This window comes from Mariluticola halotolerans (assembly GCF_021611515.1).
Lineage (GTDB): Bacteria > Pseudomonadota > Alphaproteobacteria > Rhizobiales > Devosiaceae > Mariluticola > Mariluticola halotolerans.
The window spans coordinates 972,187-989,974 of record NZ_CP090960.1; the positions used below are offsets into that span (position 1 = coordinate 972,187).

The 17,788-nt window shown below is 56.7% G+C and carries 30 protein-coding genes; 1 reads left to right on the top strand and 29 read right to left on the bottom strand.

Annotation, left to right across the window (positions count from 1 at the left end; genetic code table 11):
* Window positions 1-48: 48 nt before the first annotated feature.
* The 29 genes from rpsK to rpsL all read right to left on the bottom strand — a co-directional run bounded on the left by rpsK (window position 49) and on the right by rpsL (window position 16,774).
* The gene (gene rpsK / locus L1P08_RS04590; protein ID WP_303618825.1) at window positions 49-441 is read right to left on the bottom strand and encodes a 30S ribosomal protein S11; all 393 of its coding nucleotides are present in this window, start codon (window positions 439-441) and stop codon (window positions 49-51) included.
* 81 nt (window positions 442-522) lie between these two features.
* Window positions 523-891: a 30S ribosomal protein S13 gene (gene rpsM / locus L1P08_RS04595; protein WP_303618826.1), complete on the bottom strand. Its 369-nt coding sequence runs from the start codon at window positions 889-891 to the stop codon at window positions 523-525.
* Between the two features lie 194 nt (window positions 892-1,085).
* Window positions 1,086-1,655, bottom strand: a complete 570-nt coding sequence (locus tag L1P08_RS04600) for an adenylate kinase (protein ID WP_303618827.1) — start codon at window positions 1,653-1,655, stop codon at window positions 1,086-1,088.
* A complete protein-coding gene (gene secY, locus L1P08_RS04605) occupies window positions 1,652-2,989 on the bottom strand; it encodes a preprotein translocase subunit SecY (protein ID WP_303618828.1) in 1,338 nt (445 codons plus the stop codon). The genes L1P08_RS04600 and secY overlap by 4 nt, the downstream gene beginning before the upstream one ends.
* A 34-nt stretch (window positions 2,990-3,023) precedes the next feature.
* The gene (gene rplO, locus L1P08_RS04610) at window positions 3,024-3,506 is read right to left on the bottom strand and encodes a 50S ribosomal protein L15 (protein ID WP_303618829.1); all 483 of its coding nucleotides are present in this window, start codon (window positions 3,504-3,506) and stop codon (window positions 3,024-3,026) included.
* Between the two features lie 19 nt (window positions 3,507-3,525).
* Window positions 3,526-3,714 carry a 50S ribosomal protein L30 gene (gene rpmD / locus L1P08_RS04615; protein WP_303618830.1) on the bottom strand — a complete coding sequence of 63 codons (189 nt, stop codon included), beginning with the start codon at window positions 3,712-3,714 and terminating at the stop codon, window positions 3,526-3,528.
* A gap of 31 nt (window positions 3,715-3,745) precedes the next feature.
* Complete coding sequence (gene rpsE, locus L1P08_RS04620; protein ID WP_303618831.1) at window positions 3,746-4,276, bottom strand: 30S ribosomal protein S5; 531 nt, start codon at window positions 4,274-4,276, stop codon at window positions 3,746-3,748.
* Window positions 4,277-4,309: 33 nt separating this feature from the next.
* A complete protein-coding gene (rplR, locus tag L1P08_RS04625; RefSeq protein WP_303618832.1) occupies window positions 4,310-4,672 on the bottom strand; it encodes a 50S ribosomal protein L18 in 363 nt (120 codons plus the stop codon).
* A 12-nt stretch (window positions 4,673-4,684) separates the two neighbouring features.
* The gene (rplF, locus tag L1P08_RS04630; RefSeq protein WP_303618833.1) at window positions 4,685-5,215 is read right to left on the bottom strand and encodes a 50S ribosomal protein L6; all 531 of its coding nucleotides are present in this window, start codon (window positions 5,213-5,215) and stop codon (window positions 4,685-4,687) included.
* A gap of 43 nt (window positions 5,216-5,258) precedes the next feature.
* Entirely contained in the window at window positions 5,259-5,657 is a 399-nt protein-coding gene (gene rpsH, locus L1P08_RS04635) for a 30S ribosomal protein S8 (protein ID WP_303618834.1), read from the bottom strand.
* A gap of 12 nt (window positions 5,658-5,669) precedes the next feature.
* Window positions 5,670-5,975 (bottom strand): 30S ribosomal protein S14, encoded by a 306-nt coding sequence (rpsN, locus tag L1P08_RS04640; RefSeq protein ID WP_303618835.1) that lies wholly within the window; start codon window positions 5,973-5,975, stop codon window positions 5,670-5,672.
* A 30-nt stretch (window positions 5,976-6,005) separates the two neighbouring features.
* Window positions 6,006-6,560, bottom strand: a complete 555-nt coding sequence (gene rplE, locus L1P08_RS04645; protein WP_303618836.1) for a 50S ribosomal protein L5 — start codon at window positions 6,558-6,560, stop codon at window positions 6,006-6,008.
* Window positions 6,553-6,867, bottom strand: a complete 315-nt coding sequence (gene rplX / locus L1P08_RS04650; protein WP_303618837.1) for a 50S ribosomal protein L24 — start codon at window positions 6,865-6,867, stop codon at window positions 6,553-6,555. The genes rplE and rplX overlap by 8 nt, the downstream gene beginning before the upstream one ends.
* Entirely contained in the window at window positions 6,867-7,235 is a 369-nt protein-coding gene (rplN, locus tag L1P08_RS04655) for a 50S ribosomal protein L14 (protein WP_303618838.1), read from the bottom strand. The genes rplX and rplN overlap by 1 nt, the downstream gene beginning before the upstream one ends.
* Before the next feature lie 71 nt (window positions 7,236-7,306).
* Window positions 7,307-7,540, bottom strand: a complete 234-nt coding sequence (gene rpsQ / locus L1P08_RS04660) for a 30S ribosomal protein S17 (protein WP_303618839.1) — start codon at window positions 7,538-7,540, stop codon at window positions 7,307-7,309.
* 15 nt (window positions 7,541-7,555) lie between these two features.
* Window positions 7,556-7,747, bottom strand: coding sequence for a 50S ribosomal protein L29 (gene rpmC / locus L1P08_RS04665; protein ID WP_303618840.1), 192 nt, complete (start codon window positions 7,745-7,747; stop codon window positions 7,556-7,558).
* An 11-nt stretch (window positions 7,748-7,758) separates the two neighbouring features.
* Window positions 7,759-8,172: a 50S ribosomal protein L16 gene (gene rplP, locus L1P08_RS04670; protein WP_303618841.1), complete on the bottom strand. Its 414-nt coding sequence runs from the start codon at window positions 8,170-8,172 to the stop codon at window positions 7,759-7,761.
* A gap of 14 nt (window positions 8,173-8,186) precedes the next feature.
* Complete coding sequence (rpsC, locus tag L1P08_RS04675) at window positions 8,187-8,900, bottom strand: 30S ribosomal protein S3 (RefSeq protein WP_303618842.1); 714 nt, start codon at window positions 8,898-8,900, stop codon at window positions 8,187-8,189.
* Entirely contained in the window at window positions 8,900-9,280 is a 381-nt protein-coding gene (rplV, locus tag L1P08_RS04680) for a 50S ribosomal protein L22 (RefSeq protein ID WP_303618843.1), read from the bottom strand. Before rplV ends, rpsC begins: the two co-directional genes overlap by 1 nt.
* A 1-nt stretch (window position 9,281) precedes the next feature.
* Entirely contained in the window at window positions 9,282-9,560 is a 279-nt protein-coding gene (gene rpsS / locus L1P08_RS04685) for a 30S ribosomal protein S19 (protein ID WP_303618844.1), read from the bottom strand.
* Window positions 9,561-9,563: 3 nt separating this feature from the next.
* Complete coding sequence (gene rplB / locus L1P08_RS04690) at window positions 9,564-10,403, bottom strand: 50S ribosomal protein L2 (RefSeq protein WP_303618845.1); 840 nt, start codon at window positions 10,401-10,403, stop codon at window positions 9,564-9,566.
* A gap of 22 nt (window positions 10,404-10,425) precedes the next feature.
* Complete coding sequence (locus tag L1P08_RS04695) at window positions 10,426-10,719, bottom strand: 50S ribosomal protein L23 (RefSeq protein WP_303618846.1); 294 nt, start codon at window positions 10,717-10,719, stop codon at window positions 10,426-10,428.
* Window positions 10,716-11,336 carry a 50S ribosomal protein L4 gene (gene rplD / locus L1P08_RS04700; RefSeq protein WP_303618847.1) on the bottom strand — a complete coding sequence of 207 codons (621 nt, stop codon included), beginning with the start codon at window positions 11,334-11,336 and terminating at the stop codon, window positions 10,716-10,718. The genes L1P08_RS04695 and rplD overlap by 4 nt, the downstream gene beginning before the upstream one ends.
* The gene (rplC, locus tag L1P08_RS04705) at window positions 11,336-12,082 is read right to left on the bottom strand and encodes a 50S ribosomal protein L3 (RefSeq protein ID WP_303618848.1); all 747 of its coding nucleotides are present in this window, start codon (window positions 12,080-12,082) and stop codon (window positions 11,336-11,338) included. The genes rplD and rplC overlap by 1 nt, the downstream gene beginning before the upstream one ends.
* Window positions 12,083-12,183: 101 nt before the next feature.
* Window positions 12,184-12,492: a 30S ribosomal protein S10 gene (rpsJ, locus tag L1P08_RS04710; RefSeq protein ID WP_303618849.1), complete on the bottom strand. Its 309-nt coding sequence runs from the start codon at window positions 12,490-12,492 to the stop codon at window positions 12,184-12,186.
* Window positions 12,493-12,556: 64 nt separating this feature from the next.
* Window positions 12,557-13,747: an elongation factor Tu gene (gene tuf / locus L1P08_RS04715; protein ID WP_303618850.1), complete on the bottom strand. Its 1,191-nt coding sequence runs from the start codon at window positions 13,745-13,747 to the stop codon at window positions 12,557-12,559.
* Window positions 13,748-13,807: 60 nt separating this feature from the next.
* Entirely contained in the window at window positions 13,808-15,898 is a 2,091-nt protein-coding gene (fusA, locus tag L1P08_RS04720) for an elongation factor G (protein WP_303618851.1), read from the bottom strand.
* 19 nt (window positions 15,899-15,917) lie between these two features.
* Window positions 15,918-16,388, bottom strand: a complete 471-nt coding sequence (gene rpsG / locus L1P08_RS04725) for a 30S ribosomal protein S7 (protein ID WP_303618852.1) — start codon at window positions 16,386-16,388, stop codon at window positions 15,918-15,920.
* A 14-nt stretch (window positions 16,389-16,402) separates the two neighbouring features.
* Window positions 16,403-16,774 (bottom strand): 30S ribosomal protein S12, encoded by a 372-nt coding sequence (rpsL, locus tag L1P08_RS04730; protein WP_303618853.1) that lies wholly within the window; start codon window positions 16,772-16,774, stop codon window positions 16,403-16,405.
* Between the two features lie 173 nt (window positions 16,775-16,947).
* Here rpsL and L1P08_RS04735 point away from each other — a divergent pair, with 173 nt between their 5' ends.
* Entirely contained in the window at window positions 16,948-17,685 is a 738-nt protein-coding gene (locus L1P08_RS04735) for a YbjN domain-containing protein (protein WP_303618854.1), read from the top strand.
* Window positions 17,686-17,788 lie beyond the last annotated feature (103 nt).

The following is a 17,788-nucleotide window of genomic DNA, read 5'->3' on the forward strand; positions in this document are numbered from 1 at the left end:
CCGCAACAGAAGTCTCACTCCCGGCAATGTGCCGGTTCTCGCTCAACCTTAGACGCGGCGACGCTTGCGCGGCCGGCAGCCATTGTGCGGGATCGAGGTGACATCCCGGATGCTGGTGACATTGAAGCCTGCAGCCTGGAGCGCACGTAGCGCAGATTCACGCCCTGAACCCGGACCACGCACTTCAACCTCAAGGGTCTTCATGCCGTGCTCCTGGGCCTTCTTGGCGGCGTCCTCAGCAGCAACCTGTGCAGCATAAGGCGTCGACTTGCGCGAACCCTTAAAGCCCATCGTACCGGCGGACGACCACGAAATCGTGTTGCCCTGTACGTCGGTGATGGTGATCATGGTGTTATTGAACGAAGCGTTTACGTGTGCAACGCCGTTGGTAATATTCTTGCGCTCACGGCGGCGAACGCGCGTAGTGTCACTTTTAGCCATTTAGTTTCCTTGTTCGATCTCATCGCCGCCATCAGCATAATGCTCCGGCGGCTCCACCGAAGAACCCTTCGAGAAGGGTTCTTACTTCTTTTTGCCTGCGATAGCCTTTGCCGGACCCTTGCGAGTGCGGGCATTGGTATGGGTACGCTGACCGCGCACCGGCAAACCACGGCGATGACGCAAGCCGCGATAGTTGCCCAGATCCATCAGACGCTTGATGTTCATCGCGACGCTGCGACGAAGATCACCTTCAACGATGTAATCGCTGTCGATTGCTTCACGCACCTGGATGACTTCAGCATCGGTCATTTCATTGACCCGACGTTCCGCGGGGATGGAAACCTTCTTGCAGATTTCCTCAGCCTTTTTCGGACCAATCCCGTGGATGTACTGAAGCGCGATTACAACGCGCTTGTTCGTCGGGATATTGACGCCAGCAATACGAGCCACGTCCGCACTCCTTCATTCGATAACAGGCAGGCAGCGGTGCCCGTCCTATTCAACAACAACAGACCGGATTACGGCCCCATTTCTTAAAAACAGAAACCGAATCCAGTCCAAAAAACTCTTGAGACTGGCGCGGTTCCTATAGAATCCACCGCACAAAGTCAACTCGACTTTGCGCAGGTGGCAGCAATCAACACTTACTCTGCGAGTGCTGCCCGAATATCTGCGGAGACCTGAGCCACCGGCGACATTCCATCAACACTCTTCAGCAGCCCCTGTGCCTCATAATAGGCAACCAGCGGCGCTGTGAGCTCGCGATACACACCGAGGCGCTTGCGAATGACATCTTCATTGTCATCGGCGCGTGCCCCGCCCGTCTCTTTCGCCCGATTGAGCACGCGCTGAACGAGGGTATCCTCATCGGCGCGAATCTCGATCACGGCATCAAGAGCAAGTCCTTTATCCGTCAACATGGCATCAAGCGCTTCGGCCTGGGCAATGGTGCGCGGAAAACCGTCCAGAATGAAACCATTGGCGCAATCGGGTGCATCAAGGCGTTCTGAAACAATGGCATTGACCACAGTGTCGGAGACCAGATCGCCGCGATCCATGATCGCTTTGGCTTCCAGGCCCATCGGTGTGCGCGCGGCAATGGCTGCGCGCAGAATGTCACCGGTCGACAATTGCGGAATTGAATAGGCGTCCAGCAGGATCTTTGCCTGCGTTCCCTTGCCCGCTCCCGGCGGGCCGAGGAGTATAAGTCTCATCGCCGCTTTCCCCCCAGCCGCGAGCGCTTCACCAGGCCTTCATATTGCTGGGCAACAAGATGGCTCTGGATCTGGCTGATTGTGTCTAGCGTCACCGTCACCATGATAAGCAGTGAGGTGCCACCGATAAACTGACTGACATTGAGCTGACTGACCAGAACTTCCGGTATCAGCGCAACGATGGTCAGATAGAGCGCGCCAGCCACAGTGATACGGGTCAACACATAATCGATATGCGAGGCCGTACGTTCACCCGGACGAATGCCGGGAATGAACCCACCGGATTTCTTCAGGTTGTCGGCAGTGTCCGACGGGTTGAAGACGATGGCAGTGTAGAAGAACGCGAAGAAGATGATGAAGGTGGCGAACAGGATCAGATAGAGCGGTTGCCCCCGACCCAGCAGCGCCGAAATCACGGACAGCCACTGTGGCGCATCACCCTGTGCGGCAAACGAGGCAATGGTTGCCGGCAGCAGCAGAAGGGACGAGCCAAAGATCACCGGGATAACACCGGCTGTGTTGAGCTTCAGCGGCAGATGCGAAGTGTCGCCCTGGAACATCTTGTTGCCGACCTGGCGCTTTGGATACTGGATCAGCAAGCGGCGCTGGGCCCGTTCAAAGAAGACGATGACGGCAATAACCAGAATGGCGAGGACCAAAAGCCCGACCACGGCAATCGTTGGCAAGGCACCTGTGCGGCTCAATTCGAGCGTTTGCACGATGGTGCCGGGCAGATTGGCGACAATACCGGCGAAAATGATCAGCGAGATGCCGTTGCCGACGCCGCGCGCTGTGATCTGTTCGCCTAACCACATCAGGAACATGGTGCCGCCGACCAGTGTGATCACGGTCGAAATGCGGAAGAACCAGCCCGGATTGAGCACGACGCCCTGGCTCGATTCTAGGCCCACGGCAATGCCATAGGCCTGAACGGCGCAGAACACGACGGTCAGATACCGGGTGTACTGATTGATCTTGCGGCGACCCGCCTCCCCGCCTTCCTTGCGCAAGGCTTCAAGCTTTGGCGAGGCGGTGGAGAGCACCTGGATGATGATCGAGGCGGTAATGTAAGGGATCAGGTTGAGCGCAAAAATGGCCATGCGCTCGACAGCGCCACCGGCAAACATGTTGAGCATGCCGGCGATACCCTGCTGGGCCTGCTCAAAGGTTGCGCCATAGGCCTGCGGATCAATGCCCGGCACCGGAATATAGGTGCCGAAACGATAAACAAGCAGCGCGCCCAGTGTAAACCAGATGCGCTGCTGAAGATCCTTCGCCTTGCCAAGGGTCGAAAAACTAAGATTGCGTGCCAATTGTTCGGCTGCAGAGGCCATGAGGGCTCCTTCGGGTCGGGGTCAGTGCCGGCGCTTACGCGTCGGCGGCTTCTTCAACCTTGGGCATATCAACTTTGCCACCGGCAGCTTCAACCGCTGCGAGTGCACCAGCCGATGCATGGGCGACGTTGAATGTCACCTTCTGAGCCTTGAACTCACCACCGGCAATCAGGCGAACGCCATGCTTGGGGCGACGGATAACACCGGCAGCGACGAGCGCTGCGGCATCGATGACACCCTTGGCATCGAGTTTGCCGGAATCAATCGCGCGCTGAACGCGATCAAGCCGAACGGCATTGAAAGACTTTGGCCGCCATGCATTGAAGCCGCGCTTCGGCATCCGCATGTGGAGCGGCATCTGACCGCCTTCAAAACCATTGATGGCAACACCCGAACGCGAGGTCTGACCTTTTTGGCCGCGGCCACCGGTCTTGCCCTTGCTCGAACCGATACCGCGTCCGACGCGGATACGGTTCTTGGTTGCGCCAGCATTGTCGCTGAGATTATTCAAACGCATCGCAAAAATTCCTCTGCCGCTATTTCTCGTCTAAAACACGTACAAGATGCGGGATCTTGTTGATCATTCCACGCACTTCCGGCGTGTCCTTGAGCGTGCGCTGACGACGCATCTTATTCAGGCCAAGGCCTATAAGCGTCCCGCGCTGCCCTTTGTCGCGGCGGATCGGGCTACCGATCTGCTCAACTGTAACTGTCTTGTCAGCCATAATATTCTCCGTCCTTCACCGACTGCCCGGATCAGGCGTCTGCTGCAACCTCACCGCGACGCGCCTGCAACTCGGAAACCTTGAGGCCACGACGGGCCGCAACCGAACGCGGGCTATCGACATTTTTCAAAGCGTCGAATGTAGCACGGATCATGTTATATGGGTTTGCAGTGCCCTGCGACTTGGCAACGATATCGTTGATACCAAGTGTTTCGAACACAGCGCGCATTGGACCACCGGCAATGATGCCAGTGCCCGGAGGGGCAGCGCGCAGCACAACCTTGCCGGCGCCGTGGCGGCCTGCAACGTCATGGTGCAGCGTGCGGGCTTCGCGCAGCGGCACACGGATAAGCTGGCGCTTGGCCTGCTCGGTGGCCTTGCGGATCGCTTCAGGCACTTCGCGTGCCTTACCATGACCAAAGCCAACGCGGCCCTTCTGATCACCAATCACCACAAGCGCAGCAAAGCCGAAACGCTTACCACCCTTCACAACTTTCGCTACGCGATTGATGTGGACCAGGCGATCTACAAATTCGCTGTCGCGCTCTTGAACGTCTCTCATCGCTGTCTCAGTTCTTCTCTATTACGTTTCGGTTTAGAAGCTCAGCCCGCCTGCGCGAGCGGCATCTGCCAGAGCTTTCACCCGGCCGTGGAAAATATAACCACCGCGATCGAAGACGACTTCGGTCACCTTGGCTTTTTTGGCGCGATCAGCGATCAGCTTGCCGATTTCCTCAGCAGCTGCCTGGGTGGCGCCATTCTTGACTTTGCCCTTGATATCCTTGTCCAGGGTCGAAGCGGCAGCGAGCGTACGGCCCGAAGCATCGTCGATGATCTGCGCATAGATATTCTTTTCGGAACGGAACACGCTAAGACGTGCGCGGCCGTTGGCGTGCTTTTTAACAGCGCGGCGGACGCGGGCCTTGCGACGGTCCATTCCCTGCATACGGTTAGCCATCTCAAACGGTCCTTACTTCTTCTTACCTTCTTTGCGGAAGACATGTTCTTCCGCATAACGCACGCCTTTGCCCTTATAGGGTTCGGGCGGCCGATATTCGCGAATGTTCGCTGCGACCTGGCCAACCACCTGCTTGTCGATGCCGGTGACGACGACTTCAGTCGGTGCCGGTGTTGCAAGCGAGATACCCTGAGGTGCTTCATAGACCACTTCGTGGCTGAACCCCAGCGAAAGCTTGAGATCCTTGCCCTGCATGGCTGCACGGTAACCAACGCCCTGGATTGCCAGCTTGCGCTCGAAGCCGACGGTCACGCCAGTTACGATATTCTGCACCAGCGAGCGGAACGTACCCCAGGCGGCACGCGCCTGCTTGGATTCGTTGACCGGCTCGATAACGATGCCTTCTTCAGTCTGCTTGGCCGTCACCAGATCCATGAGAACGACACTAAGTTCGCCCTTGGGACCTTTTGCGGTGACATTTTGCCCATCAATGGTGACTGTAGCACCATTCAAAGCGACCGGTTTTTTGCCAGTACGGGACATTTCTCAAACCTTCTCGGTTCAAATTCTTAACACTGCCGACGTCTTAGAAGACGCGGCACAAAACCTCACCGCCCACATTCTGCGAACGTGCTTCGTGGTCGGCCATCACACCCTTGGGGGTGGAAAGGATCGAAACACCAAGTCCGTTTGCAACAGACGGAATATTCTTTACCGAAGCATATACGCGGCGGCCAGGACGTGAAACACGCTGGATTTCGCGGATAACCGGGATATTGTCCGAATACTTCAGTTCGATGCTGTACTCAGCGGAGCCATTATCAAACTTGGTTTCGGAATATCCGCGGATAAAACCCTCGGACTGCAGTACATCGAGCACGCGGCCCCGCAGTGTGGACGCCGGCGTCGCAACGACGGTCTTGTTGCGCATTTGCGCATTCCGGATGCGGGTCAGCATATCGCCGACGGGATCAGAAACAGCCATTCTATCGTCTCCTTACCAGCTCGACTTAACCAGGCCGGGAATTTGTCCCATATTGCCCAGTTCACGAAGCGCAATACGGCTCATCTTGAGCTTGCGGTAGAAGCCACGCGGGCGGCCCGAAACCTCGCAACGATTGCGAATACGGGTTTTGGAAGAATTGCGCGGCAGTTCCGCCAGCTTCATGCTCGCGTTGAACCGGTCCTCAAGGGAGAGTTCCTGGTTCTTGACCACGGCCTTCAGCGTTGCACGCTTCGCAGCGTAACGCTTGGTGAGCGCGCGGCGCTGCTTATTCTTCTCAATAGAGCTTGTCTTAGCCATCTATCGATATCCTTGTCTCTTCCCTCGGCCCTATTGGGTAAAGGGGAAGTTGAAAGCCTTGAGAAGCGCACGCGCTTCATCATCTGTTTTGGCCGTGGTGCACACGATCACGTCCATACCCCAGATCTGATCGACCTGGTCGTAATTGATTTCCGGGAACACGATATGTTCCTTGATGCCCATGGCAAAGTTGCCACGACCGTCAAAGCTCTTCGGGTTCAGGCCACGGAAGTCGCGAACACGCGGCAGCGCAATCGTGATCAACCGGTCCAGGAATTCGTACATCTGGGCCTTGCGCAGCGTCACCTTGACACCGAGCGGCATGCCCTCACGCACCTTGAAACCAGCAATGGAGGTTCGCGCATAGGTGATGACCGGTTTCTGCCCTGTGATCTTTTCCAGATCCCCTGCCGCCGATTTCACCTTCTTGCTGTCGCCAACCGCTTCGCCAACGCCCATATTCAGGACGATCTTCTCGAGCTTAGGCACTTCCATCGGGTTCTTATACCCGAAATCCTTCAAAAGTGCGGCGCGAATTTCGCCATCATACTGCGTGCGCAGGCGCGGGACATATGTCTCAGCCATCGATCTTTTCTCCGCTACGCTTGGCGACGCGAACCTTGGCGCCGTCCTTGATTTCAAAACCGACACGGGTCGGCTTGTTGTCCTTGGGATCGACAAGCGCAAGGTTCGACAAATGAATTGACGCTTCCTTGGTGTAGATGCCGGCTTCCTGGTCCGCAGTCTGCTTGGTGTGGCGGCGCACCTGATTGATGCCCTGCACAAAAGCGCGCGTCTTCTCGGGAAGCACCTGCAGAACTTCACCAGTTCTGCCTTTATCCTTGCCGGTCAAAACGACGACCTTGTCGCCTTTTTTAATCTTGGCAGCCATTACAGCACCTCCGGCGCAAGCGAGATAATCTTCATGTGGTTCTTGGCGCGCAATTCACGCGGAACCGGGCCAAAGATACGTGTACCGACCGGTTCCTTGTTATTGTTGATAAGAACCGCCGCGTTCCGGTCGAACCGGATCACAGTGCCATCAGCCCGGCGAATTTCGAATGCTGTGCGTACAACGACAGCCTTCATCACCTGACCTTTTTTGACGCGACCGCGCGGAATAGCATCTTTAACCGACACAACAATAATGTCGCCTACAGACGCATATTTACGATGCGAACCGCCCAGCACCTTGATGCACATGACACGACGTGCGCCGGAATTGTCGGCGACATCGAGGTTTGTTTGCATCTGAATCATGACTGGATGCCTTTTTCCTTACCGGCGCACCTCATACAGGCAAACCGATTAACCTAATGTTTCTTTTTGGCTTACGCCGACGGAACGACCGTCCAACGCTTGCTCTTCGAGATGGGAGCGCATTCCTCAATATTCACGATCTCCCCGACTTTGACCGCATTGGTCTCGTCATGGGCGTGATATTTCTTGGAACGGCGCACCGTTTTCTTCAAAAGCGGGTGGGTGAAGCGGCGTTCGACGCGCACCACAACCGTCTTTTCATTCTTGTCGGAGACTACGGTCCCCTGCAAAATTCGCTTCGGCATGTCTCAACCCGTTCCTTAGGCTTTGCTCTTCTCGCTCAGCACCGTCTTGACCCGCGCGATATCGCGGCGGACTTCACGAACCCGCGAAGTCGACTCAAGCTGCTGGGTAGCCCGCTGAAAGCGCAGATTGAACTGCTCTTTCTTCAGACCGACGAGCTCATCTTTCAGTTCGTCGACCGTCTTGGCCCGTACGTCACTGACTTTCATCATACTGCCCCTTAGTCGGCGATGCGGCTAACAAACCGCGTTTTGATCGGCAGCTTCATCGCACCAAGTCGAAGAGCTTCGCGAGCAACTTCCTCGCTTACACCGTCGATTTCGAACATCACACGGCCAGGATGTACCCGGGCTGCCCAATATTCCGGCGCGCCCTTACCTTTACCCATGCGGACTTCGGTCGGCTTTTTGGAAACGGGCAGATCCGGGAAAATCCGAATCCACACGCGCCCGGCACGTTTCATCTGGCGGGTCATCGCGCGGCGAGCCGCTTCGATCTGACGAGCCGTGATACGCTCCGGTTCCAGAGCCTTGAGGCCGAACTGACCGAAGGTCAACTCATAACCACCCTTGGCAACGCCATGAATGCGGCCTTTGTGTGCCTTGCGGAACTTTGTACGTTTTGGTTGTAGCATTAGTCCGGTTCCTCTTAGCTGGCAGCCGGCTCGCGACGGCGCTGCTGACCACCATCACCACTACCTTCGGTAGCGCGGCGCTCATGCGCCGTGGGGTCATGCTCCATCACTTCGCCCTTGAAGATCCAGACCTTGATACCAATGATACCGTAGGTGGTGGACGCTTCTGCAAAGCCATAGTCAATATCGGCACGAAGCGTGTGCAGCGGCACCCGGCCTTCGCGATACCATTCGGTGCGCGCAATGTCAGCACCGCCGAGACGGCCGCCAACGTTGACGCGGATACCACCGGCACCCATGCGGATCGCTGTCTGCACCGCACGCTTCATGGCGCGACGGAAAGCAACACGGCGTTCCAGCTGCTGGGCAATGCCCTGGGCAACCAGGTTGGCATCAGTTTCAGGCTTGCGCACTTCAACGATGTTGATGTGCACTTCGCTGTCGGTGAACTGACGAACCTTGTTGCGGATCTTTTCGATATCCGCGCCCTTCTTGCCGATCACAATGCCCGGACGGGCGGTGTGGATCGACACGCGGCACTTGCGGTGCGGACGCTCGATAACGATCTTGGACACGGCGGCCTGCTTGAGCTCTTTCTTGAGCATCTTGCGGATCTTCAGATCTTCCTGAAGCAAATCCCCATACTCACGCCCAGCCGCGAACCAACGCGAATCCCAGGTGCGGTTGATGCCAAGGCGCAAGCCAATCGGATTGATTTTTTGACCCATCAGACGGCCTCCTCAACTTCACGCACGACAATCGTCAGATGCGCAAATGGTTTCAACACCTGAGCCGAACGACCGCGGCCACGGGTATGAAAACGCTTCATGACCAGCGAGTTGCCGACATAAGCCTCTGCAACCACGAGCGCATCGGTGTCGAGATTGTGATTGTTCTCGGCATTGGCGATGGCGCTTTCAAGCGTCTTCTTTACCGAACCAGCGATCCGCTTAGGCGAAAAGGAAAGCTCAGCGAGAGCCTTCTCGACCTTCTTGCCACGGATTTGCGCGGCAACAAGATTGAGCTTCTGCGGGCTTGTGCGCAATGTGCGCAGAACCGCTTTGGCCTCGTTGTCCTTGAGGGCGCGTTGTGTCTTTTGCTTGCCCATCTTATTTCCTCTTGGCCTTCTTGTCGGCCGCGTGTCCGTAATAGGTCCGGCTCGGCGAGAACTCGCCAAACTTGTGACCGATCATGTCTTCGGACACATTCACCGGAATGTGCTTTTTCCCGTTGTAGACACCGAAGGTGAGACCAACGAACTGCGGCAGGATGGTGGAGCGACGGCTCCAGATCTTGATCACTTCGTTACGGCCGCCTTCGCGAACCTTATCGGCCTTCTTCAACAGGTACCCGTCAACAAACGGGCCTTTCCAGACGGAACGGGACATGGCTTACCTGCCCTTCTTTTGGTGACGCGAGCGCACAATAAACTTGTCCGTCGCCTTGTTGCTGCGTGTTCTCTTGCCTTTGGTCGGCTTACCCCAAGGCGTCACAGGATGACGGCCACCGGAAGTACGCCCCTCACCACCACCATGCGGGTGATCGATCGGGTTCATGGCAACACCACGGGTGACCGGCTTGCGGCCGAGCCAACGGCTGCGACCAGCCTTGCCGAGGTTGGTGTTGGAGTGGTCCGGATTGGACACAGCACCAACAGTTGCCAGGCACGAACCATGCACAAGGCGCTGCTCGCCGGACTGAAGGCGGAGAATTGCCCAACCCCGGTCACGACCAACATACTGGGCGTAGGTGCCGGCGGACCGGGCAACCTGCGCACCCTTGCGCGGCTTCATCTCGATATTGTGCACGATGGTGCCAACCGGCATCCGCTCGAGCGGCATCGTGTTGCCTGGTTTCACGTCGACTGCGCTCTCCGAGGAGATCACCTTGTCGCCGGCACCCAGACGCTGCGGCGCCAGAATATAGGCCTGCTCGCCGTCGGTATAAGTGACCAGAGCAATGAACGCGGTCCGGTTGGGATCGTATTCAAGACGCTCGACCGTACCCTCGACATCAAACTTTGTGCGCTTGAAATCGATCGTGCGGTAGGTCCGCTTATGACCGCCGCCCCGATGGAACGAGGTGATGCGACCACGATTGTTACGGCCACCGGATTTGGTCAAACCCTCTGTCAATTTCTTGACGGGCTTGCCGTTCCACAGCTCGCTGCGATCGATGCCGATCAGCGCGCGCCGTCCGGCGGAGGTTGGATTATATTGTTTCAAAGCCATTTGTTTTTACCTTCCCTCTGCCTTACAGGCCCGTCGCGATATCGATGGCCTGACCGTCAACGAGGGTCACAACTGCTTTCTTCACGTCATTGCGCCGACCGATGATGCCACGGAACCGCTTTGCCTTGCCCTTGCGGACCAGGGTGTTAACGGCCTTGACCTTCACTGAGAACAAGGCCTCAACAGCTGCCTTGATCTCCGGCTTGGACGCGTCGATTGCGACGTCGAAGACAACCTGGTTGTACTCGGAAGCCATTGTCGACTTCTCGGTGACTACCGGATTGCGGATAATGTCGTAATGCGAAACCTTGCTCATGCGAACCGTGCCTCCAGCGCTTCGATTGCGGCCTTCGTCAGCACGAGTTTCCGACGGCGCAGAATGTCATAGACATTGATGCCCTGGATCGGAAGCACGTCGATCAGCGGAATGTTCCGCGCTGCGAGCGCAAAATTTGTATCAATCTCGGCACCGTCGATGATCAGCGCGTTGGACAGGTCCATATCGCCGAACACCTTGCGCAGACCCGCGGTCTTTGCATCTTTTACCGACGCCTTGTCGAGAATGACCAGTTCACCGGCCTTTGCCTTGGCTGAAAGCGCATGCTTCAGCGCCAGGGCGCGAACCTTTTTCGGCAACTCAATCGCATGACTGCGGGGCGTTGGACCGAATGCGCGGCCACCAGAACGGAACTGGCCAACCTTGCGGGAACCGTGACGTGCGCCGCCCGAACCCTTCTGACGTACGAATTTCTTCGTGGTGCCAGTGATTTCGCTGCGGTTCTTGACGTCATGGGTACCGGCCTGACGCTTCAGGAGCTGATAGCGCACCATGCGCTGCAGCAAATCCTGACGCGGCTCAAGACCAAATACGTCATCAGCCAAGGTCACCTTGCCCGAAGCTTTGCCTTCGAGGGTCGTAACATTGAGTTCCATTATTCGTTACCCCCTTCAGCGGGCGCGTCTACAGCCGGGGCTGCTTCAGCTTTCGCAGCAGCGCCACCCTCGGGAGCCTTGAATGATCCGGGGAAAGATGCGCCAGCAGGTGCGTCCTTCTTGACGGCATCACGAACCATGATCCATCCGCCCTTGGCGCCAGGCACAGAGCCCATCACCATGATCAAGCCACGCTCCACATCGGTCTTGACGACCTTGAGGTTCTGCGTTGTCACACGGGCATCACCCATGTGGCCGGCCATTTTCTTGCCCTTGAACACCTTGCCGGGGTCCTGGCTGTTACCAGTCGAACCATGCGAACGGTGAGACACCGACACACCGTGCGATGCACGCAGACCGCCAAAGTTGTGCCGTTTCATGGCACCGGCAAAACCCTTACCAATCGAGGTGCCAGTAACATCGACCAGCTGGCCCACTTCAAAGTGGTCCGCCTGCATCGAAGCACCAACCTCAATCAGGTTCTCAGCGCTGACGCGGAATTCCGCGATGTGGCGCTTGGGCTCCACCTTGGCAACCGCGAACTGACCGCGTTGTGCCTTGGGCGTGTTTTTCGCTTTGGCCAGACCAGCGCCGAGTTGCAGCGCGGTGTAGCCATTTTTATCTTCCGTCCGCTGGCCTACCACCTGGCAGTTCTGCAGACCCAACACCGTGACAGGTACGTGTGTACCGTCTTCGGCGAATATGCGGGTCATGCCCAGCTTCTGTGCGATCACTCCAGAACGCATCGGTTCAAACCTTTGTTCTTCTTCGGATCAGTAAGCGTTCAAATTCCGAACGCCCCTTCAATCCCGCTTTCAACTTAACGCTTCGCTATAAAAACGAGGCCTTACAGCTTGATCTCGACATCTACGCCGGCGGCGAGATCGAGCTTCATCAGGGCGTCAACTGTCTGAGGTGTGGGGTCCACAATGTCCAAAAGGCGCTTGTGGGTCCGGATCTCAAACTGCTCGCGGCTCTTTTTATCAACGTGCGGCGAGCGGTTGACGGTGTATTTGTCAATTCGCGTCGGCAGCGGGATCGGCCCACGAACCTGAGCACCTGTACGCTTCGCCGTATTGACGATTTCGCGCGTCGAGGTGTCGAGGACACGATGGTCGAACGCCTTAAGCCGTATGCGAATGTTCTGACCGTTCATCATAATCTTCCTGGCTTAGAGTGGTTGGTGGCGTATCGGGATACGCCACCCCACAAAATCCTGTTTACTCGACGATTTTGGCGACGACGCCTGAACCGACGGTGCGGCCACCTTCACGGATAGCGAAGCGGAGCTTCTCTTCCATGGCGATCGGCACGATCAGGGCAACGTTGATTTCAACATTGTCGCCCGGCATGACCATCTCAACACCTTCCTTCAGTGTCACAATCCCCGTCACGTCGGTCGTGCGGAAATAGAACTGAGGACGGTAGTTGGTGAAGAACGGCGTATGACGGCCACCCTCGTCCTTGGTCAGAATGTAGGCTTCAGCCACAAACTTTGTGTGCGGGGTCACTGAACCCGGCTTGCAAAGAACCTGGCCACGCTCAACCTGCTCGCGGTCAATACCACGGATCAAAGCACCGATATTGTCACCAGCTTCACCGCTATCGAGCAGCTTGCGGAACATTTCAACGCCGGTAACCGTCGTCTTCTGAGTGTCCTTGATGCCGACGATTTCAACTTCTTCGCCAACCTTGACAATGCCGCGCTCAACACGACCGGTCACAACCGTACCACGACCCGAGATCGAGAAAACGTCTTCGATCGGCATCAGGAACGGCTGGTCAACCGGACGGGCCGGCTGCGGAATGTATTCGTCAACAGCTTCCATCAGCTTCAAAACAGCGTCATGGCCGATCTCAGGGGTCTTGTCTTCCAAAGCAGCAAGAGCCGAACCACGGATGATCGGAATGTCGTCGCCCGGGAAATCATACGAGGACAACAGTTCACGCACTTCAAGCTCAACAAGCTCAAGCAGTTCGTCATCGTCAACCTGGTCAACCTTGTTCAGGAAGACAACAAGTGCCGGCACACCAACCTGACGGGCAAGCAGAATGTGCTCGCGGGTCTGGGGCATCGGGCCGTCAGCTGCAGACACAACCAGAATGGCACCATCCATCTGGGCCGCACCCGTGATCATGTTCTTCACATAATCGGCGTGGCCTGGGCAATCAACGTGCGCGTAGTGACGGTTCGCCGTCTCATACTCAACGTGCGATGTCGAAATCGTGATGCCGCGGGCTTTCTCTTCAGGCGCTGCGTCAATCGCATCATACGCCTTGAACGTCGCCCCGCCCGTCTCTGCCAATATCTTCGTAATCGCCGCTGTCAACGAGGTCTTGCCATGGTCAACGTGACCAATCGTGCCAATGTTGCAGTGCGGCTTACTCCGCGAAAACTTTTCCTTCGCCATTTGCTCTCTCCGTTACATCAGCTCAAGGGCTGGCGTTGAATTTCAATCTATTCCAAAAAACTAGGCGTATTTTGCCTGGACTTCGTCGGCCACGGCCTGCGGGACCTGCTCATAGTGATCAAACACCATGGAGTACTGTGCACGACCCTGGCTCATGGAGCGCAGCGAGTTCACGTAACCAAACATGTTTGCCAACGGCACGAATGCATTGACCACCTGGACGATACCACGGCTTTCTGTGCCCTGGATCTGACCACGACGTGAGTTCAGATCGCCGATAACGTCGCCCATATATTCTTCAGGGGTAGTTACTTCGACCTTCATCACCGGCTCGAGAATCTTCGGGCCAGCCTTGCCAATGGCTTCACGGAAGCCAGCACGACCGGCGATCTCGAACGCGAGAACCGAGGAGTCAACGTCATGGTAGGCACCGTCAGTCAGGGTAACCTTCACATCCACGATCGGGAAGCCGATCAGAATGCCTGCACCCATAACGCTGCGCACACCTTTTTCGACGCCGGGGATATATTCCTTCGGCACGTTGCCGCCAACAATCTTGGATTCGAAGGCGAAACCGGCACCAACTTCATTCGGCTCGATGGTCATCTTGACGCGCGCGAACTGGCCTGAACCACCCGACTGCTTCTTGTGGGTATAATCCACATCAGCAACCTTGGTGATGGTCTCACGGTAAGCCACCTGGGGCTGACCGATATTGGCTTCAACCTTGAATTCGCGCTTCATGCGGTCGATCAGAATGTCGAGATGCAGTTCGCCCATACCAGCGATAATGGTCTGGCCGCTCTCTTCATCAGACTTCACGCGGAAGCTGGGATCTTCAGCAGCCAGGCGATTGAGCGCGATGCCCATCTTTTCCTGATCGGCCTTGGATTTAGGCTCAACAGCGATTTCGATAACCGGCTCAGGGAATTCCATACGCTCAAGAATAACCTGGGAATTGGTTGCTGAAAGCGTGTCACCGGTCGTTGTGTCCTTAAGACCAACGATCGCCACGATGTCGCCTGCGAAAGCTTCTTCGATCTGCTCACGGCTGTTGGAATGCATCTGGAACATACGGCCAACGCGTTCACGCTTGCCTTTCACAGTGTTTTCCAAAGTCGCGCCAGCTTCGAGGTGACCCGAATAGATGCGGCAGAAAGTCAGCGAACCCATGTGCGGGTCGTTGGCAATCTTGAAGGCCAGCATCGAGACAGGCTCGCTGTCGTCTGCGTGACGTTCGATTGGCTCTTCAGTCTTTGCATCGATGCCCTGGATAGCCGGCACGTCGATCGGCGACGGCAGGAAATCAACAACGGCGTCAAGCAAAGGCTGAACGCCCTTGTTCTTGAAGGCGGAACCGCAATAAACCGGGAAGAAGGCAACATCGCAGGTGCCCTTGCGGACCAGACGACGCAGTGTCGGCACATCAGGCATTTCGCCTTCAAGGTATGCCATCATTGCTTCTTCGTCGATCTCGACAGCCGCTTCGATCAGCTTCTCGCGATATTCTTCAGCCTTGGCTTTCAGATCCTCGGGAATCTCAACGATATCCCAGGCAGCGCCCAGATCTTCGGTGTGCCAGATGCGTGCATTCATCTCGATGAGATCAACAACACCAGCAAATTCGTTCTCAGCACCGATTGGCAGCTGCATAACGACAGGTGTCGCACCCAGACGGGTCTTGATCATGTCGACACAGCGGTAAAAGTCAGCGCCGATCTTGTCCATCTTGTTGACAAAGATCATACGCGGGACTTCGTACTTGTCGGCCTGACGCCAGACAGTCTCGGTCTGCGGCTCAACGCCGGCGTTGGCGTCGAGAAGCGCAACAGCGCCATCGAGAACACGCAGCGAACGCTCTACTTCAATGGTGAAGTCAACGTGGCCCGGGGTGTCGATGATGTTGAAGCGGTGCATCTTGCCATCACGATCTTTCCAGAACGTGGTGGTCGCAGCGGAAGTAATGGTAATACCCCGCTCCTGCTCCTGCTCCATCCAGTCCATGGTGGCAGCGCCATCATGAACTTCACCAATCTTGTGGCTCTTACCGGTATAGAAAAGAACACGCTCTGTTGTCGTGGTCTTGCCAGCATCGATGTGCGCCATGATGCCGAAATTGCGGTAATCTTCGATTTTGTATTCGCGGGCCATAATGGTCTCTCCGAAGCCTTTACCAGCGGTAATGCGAGAAGGCACGGTTGGCGTCTGCCATCCGGTGCGTATCTTCGCGTTTTTTAACGGCCTGGCCGCGCCCGTTCTGCGCGTCCATCAGCTCGCCACTCAGACGATCAACCATGGTGTTTTCACCACGCTTGCGTGCACTTTCGATCAGCCAGCGAATGGCCAGGGCCTGCTGGCGCTCTGTGCGCACTTCAACGGGAACCTGATAGGTCGCACCACCAACACGGCGGGAACGCACTTCAACGGACGGCCGGATGTTTTCCAGCGCCGCATGAAAGACAGTGATCGGATCCTGCTTGGTGCGCTCGAGCACCACATCAAAAGCACCATAGACGATGCCTTCTGCAGCCGACTTCTTGCCGTCTTTCATCAGGGAATTCATAAATTTCGATACGACGAGATCACCGAACTTGGGATCCGGAATAACGTCACGCTTTTCTGCACGATGCCGACGGGACATATTTCATGCTCTCCTTATTTCGGCCGCTTAGCGCCGTATTTCGAACGACGCTGCTTACGATCTTTAACACTCTGCGTGTCGAGTACGCCGCGCAGGATGTGGTAACGCACACCGGGAAGATCACGCACACGACCGCCGCGGATAAGCACAACAGAGTGCTCCTGCAGGTTGTGGCCTTCGCCCCCGATATAGGAAATGACTTCGCGATTGTTGGTCAGGCGTACCTTGGCAACTTTACGCAAAGCGGAGTTCGGCTTCTTCGGCGTGGTCGTATAAACGCGCGTACAAACGCCGCGCTTTTGCGGGTTTGCTTCCATCGCCGGAACTTTGTTCCGCTTCGGCTTTGACTGCCGGGGCTTCCGGATCAGCTGATTAATGGTCGGCATACCGCTCGAACCTTCTCTATCCGTTCCAAATTCTTGCTCCCAAGACATCACAAACGAAAACGACGCCCGCCCTATCCCAAGTGTGGATGGCGGCGCCCTTCAAGCAGTGGAACACCCCGCGAAACCGAGAGGCATTCATGCATTCGACGATTGCAGCGTCTTGCTACCCTACGATGTGTTTGGTTCGTCTGGGTGTTTCGCCTCGGCGGCTTGCACCCTCAACCGATCCACGACCGACCGTTCAGGTTGGCTGGCTATACTCCGCCCCATACTGGGCGTCAAGGGTAACCGGCAAAAAACTGCATCTGGAGGCCAATTCCGGCGATATCGACCTCGATCCTGACGGATTGGGGCAAATTGACGTGCCGGAAACCTTTGTCCCGCACCATGGCGGTTCGGGGATTCGTCCGTTTGGGGACGAGATTCGACAGAACGGGGGAACGCCTATGCATATACCGCCCAGCTTTCTTGCGATTCTGCTTGCCGGCGCGTTGATGATTCCTGCGGCGCGGGCCCAGGACCTGGTGGATGGCAGCAATGTTGAGGGCATTATGCGCGCAGCGCGGGCCTATGGCAGCGCCGCCCTTGCCACGCAGCCGGACGGCAACCCCATGCTGAGCGGCCGGATTAACGGCATCCCCTACTCTGCCCGTCTGCGCAATTGCACGGCACGGGACTGCGCCGACATGAATTTCCGTGTTGGTTTCATGATCAAGCCCACGCCTGAGGCAATCAATAACTGGAATCGCGACAAGCGGTTTTCCAAGGCCTATCTCGACAATGCCGGCGATGCGATTCTTGAAATGGATGTTGTGCTGAGCGGCGGCGTGAGCGCGGATAATCTTGGCGAGGTGTTTGCCTATTGGCGCCTGACGCTTGACCAGTTCAGTGCCTATATAGGCTTTCGCTAGCCCACCGCCCTGCCCGTCTGTTCTCTGGAACATTTAGCCGCGTCACTGCTGACGCAAAAAGGGGGGCCCTGAGGCCCCCTTTTCAAATTCTGATGCAGACCCC

Bases quoted from the DNA above. Each gene is read 5' to 3' on its own strand.
- rpsK (WP_303618825.1), bottom strand. From the start codon at position 441: ATGGCTAAAAGTGACACTACGCGCGTTCGCCGCCGTGAGCGCAAGAAT.
- L1P08_RS04600 (WP_303618827.1), bottom strand. From the start codon at position 1,655: ATGAGACTTATACTCCTCGGCCCGCCGGGAGCGGGCAAGGGAACGCAG.
- secY (WP_303618828.1), bottom strand. From the start codon at position 2,989: ATGGCCTCTGCAGCCGAACAATTGGCACGCAATCTTAGTTTTTCGACC.
- rplO (WP_303618829.1), bottom strand. From the start codon at position 3,506: ATGCGTTTGAATAATCTCAGCGACAATGCTGGCGCAACCAAGAACCGT.
- rpmD (WP_303618830.1), bottom strand. From the start codon at position 3,714: ATGGCTGACAAGACAGTTACAGTTGAGCAGATCGGTAGCCCGATCCGC.
- rpsE (WP_303618831.1), bottom strand. From the start codon at position 4,276: ATGAGAGACGTTCAAGAGCGCGACAGCGAATTTGTAGATCGCCTGGTC.
- rplR (WP_303618832.1), bottom strand. From the start codon at position 4,672: ATGGCTAACCGTATGCAGGGAATGGACCGTCGCAAGGCCCGCGTCCGC.
- rplF (WP_303618833.1), bottom strand. From the start codon at position 5,215: ATGTCCCGTACTGGCAAAAAACCGGTCGCTTTGAATGGTGCTACAGTC.
- rpsH (WP_303618834.1), bottom strand. From the start codon at position 5,657: ATGGCTGTTTCTGATCCCGTCGGCGATATGCTGACCCGCATCCGGAAT.
- rpsN (WP_303618835.1), bottom strand. From the start codon at position 5,975: ATGGCTAAGACAAGCTCTATTGAGAAGAATAAGCAGCGCCGCGCGCTC.
- rplE (WP_303618836.1), bottom strand. From the start codon at position 6,560: ATGGCTGAGACATATGTCCCGCGCCTGCGCACGCAGTATGATGGCGAA.
- rplX (WP_303618837.1), bottom strand. From the start codon at position 6,867: ATGGCTGCCAAGATTAAAAAAGGCGACAAGGTCGTCGTTTTGACCGGC.
- rplN (WP_303618838.1), bottom strand. From the start codon at position 7,235: ATGATTCAGATGCAAACAAACCTCGATGTCGCCGACAATTCCGGCGCA.
- rpsQ (WP_303618839.1), bottom strand. From the start codon at position 7,540: ATGCCGAAGCGAATTTTGCAGGGGACCGTAGTCTCCGACAAGAATGAA.
- rpmC (WP_303618840.1), bottom strand. From the start codon at position 7,747: ATGAAAGTCAGTGACGTACGGGCCAAGACGGTCGACGAACTGAAAGAT.
- rplP (WP_303618841.1), bottom strand. From the start codon at position 8,172: ATGCTACAACCAAAACGTACAAAGTTCCGCAAGGCACACAAAGGCCGC.
- rpsC (WP_303618842.1), bottom strand. From the start codon at position 8,900: ATGGGTCAAAAAATCAATCCGATTGGCTTGCGCCTTGGCATCAACCGC.
- rplV (WP_303618843.1), bottom strand. From the start codon at position 9,280: ATGGGCAAGCAAAAGACACAACGCGCCCTCAAGGACAACGAGGCCAAA.
- rpsS (WP_303618844.1), bottom strand. From the start codon at position 9,560: ATGTCCCGTTCCGTCTGGAAAGGCCCGTTTGTTGACGGGTACCTGTTG.
- rplB (WP_303618845.1), bottom strand. From the start codon at position 10,403: ATGGCTTTGAAACAATATAATCCAACCTCCGCCGGACGGCGCGCGCTG.
- L1P08_RS04695 (WP_303618846.1), bottom strand. From the start codon at position 10,719: ATGAGCAAGGTTTCGCATTACGACATTATCCGCAATCCGGTAGTCACC.
- rplD (WP_303618847.1), bottom strand. From the start codon at position 11,336: ATGGAACTCAATGTTACGACCCTCGAAGGCAAAGCTTCGGGCAAGGTG.
- rplC (WP_303618848.1), bottom strand. From the start codon at position 12,082: ATGCGTTCTGGAGTGATCGCACAGAAGCTGGGCATGACCCGCATATTC.
- rpsJ (WP_303618849.1), bottom strand. From the start codon at position 12,492: ATGAACGGTCAGAACATTCGCATACGGCTTAAGGCGTTCGACCATCGT.
- tuf (WP_303618850.1), bottom strand. From the start codon at position 13,747: ATGGCGAAGGAAAAGTTTTCGCGGAGTAAGCCGCACTGCAACATTGGC.
- fusA (WP_303618851.1), bottom strand. From the start codon at position 15,898: ATGGCCCGCGAATACAAAATCGAAGATTACCGCAATTTCGGCATCATG.
- rpsG (WP_303618852.1), bottom strand. From the start codon at position 16,388: ATGTCCCGTCGGCATCGTGCAGAAAAGCGTGACGTTATTCCGGATCCC.
- rpsL (WP_303618853.1), bottom strand. From the start codon at position 16,774: ATGCCGACCATTAATCAGCTGATCCGGAAGCCCCGGCAGTCAAAGCCG.
- L1P08_RS04735 (WP_303618854.1), top strand. From the start codon at position 16,948: ATGTGTTTGGTTCGTCTGGGTGTTTCGCCTCGGCGGCTTGCACCCTCA.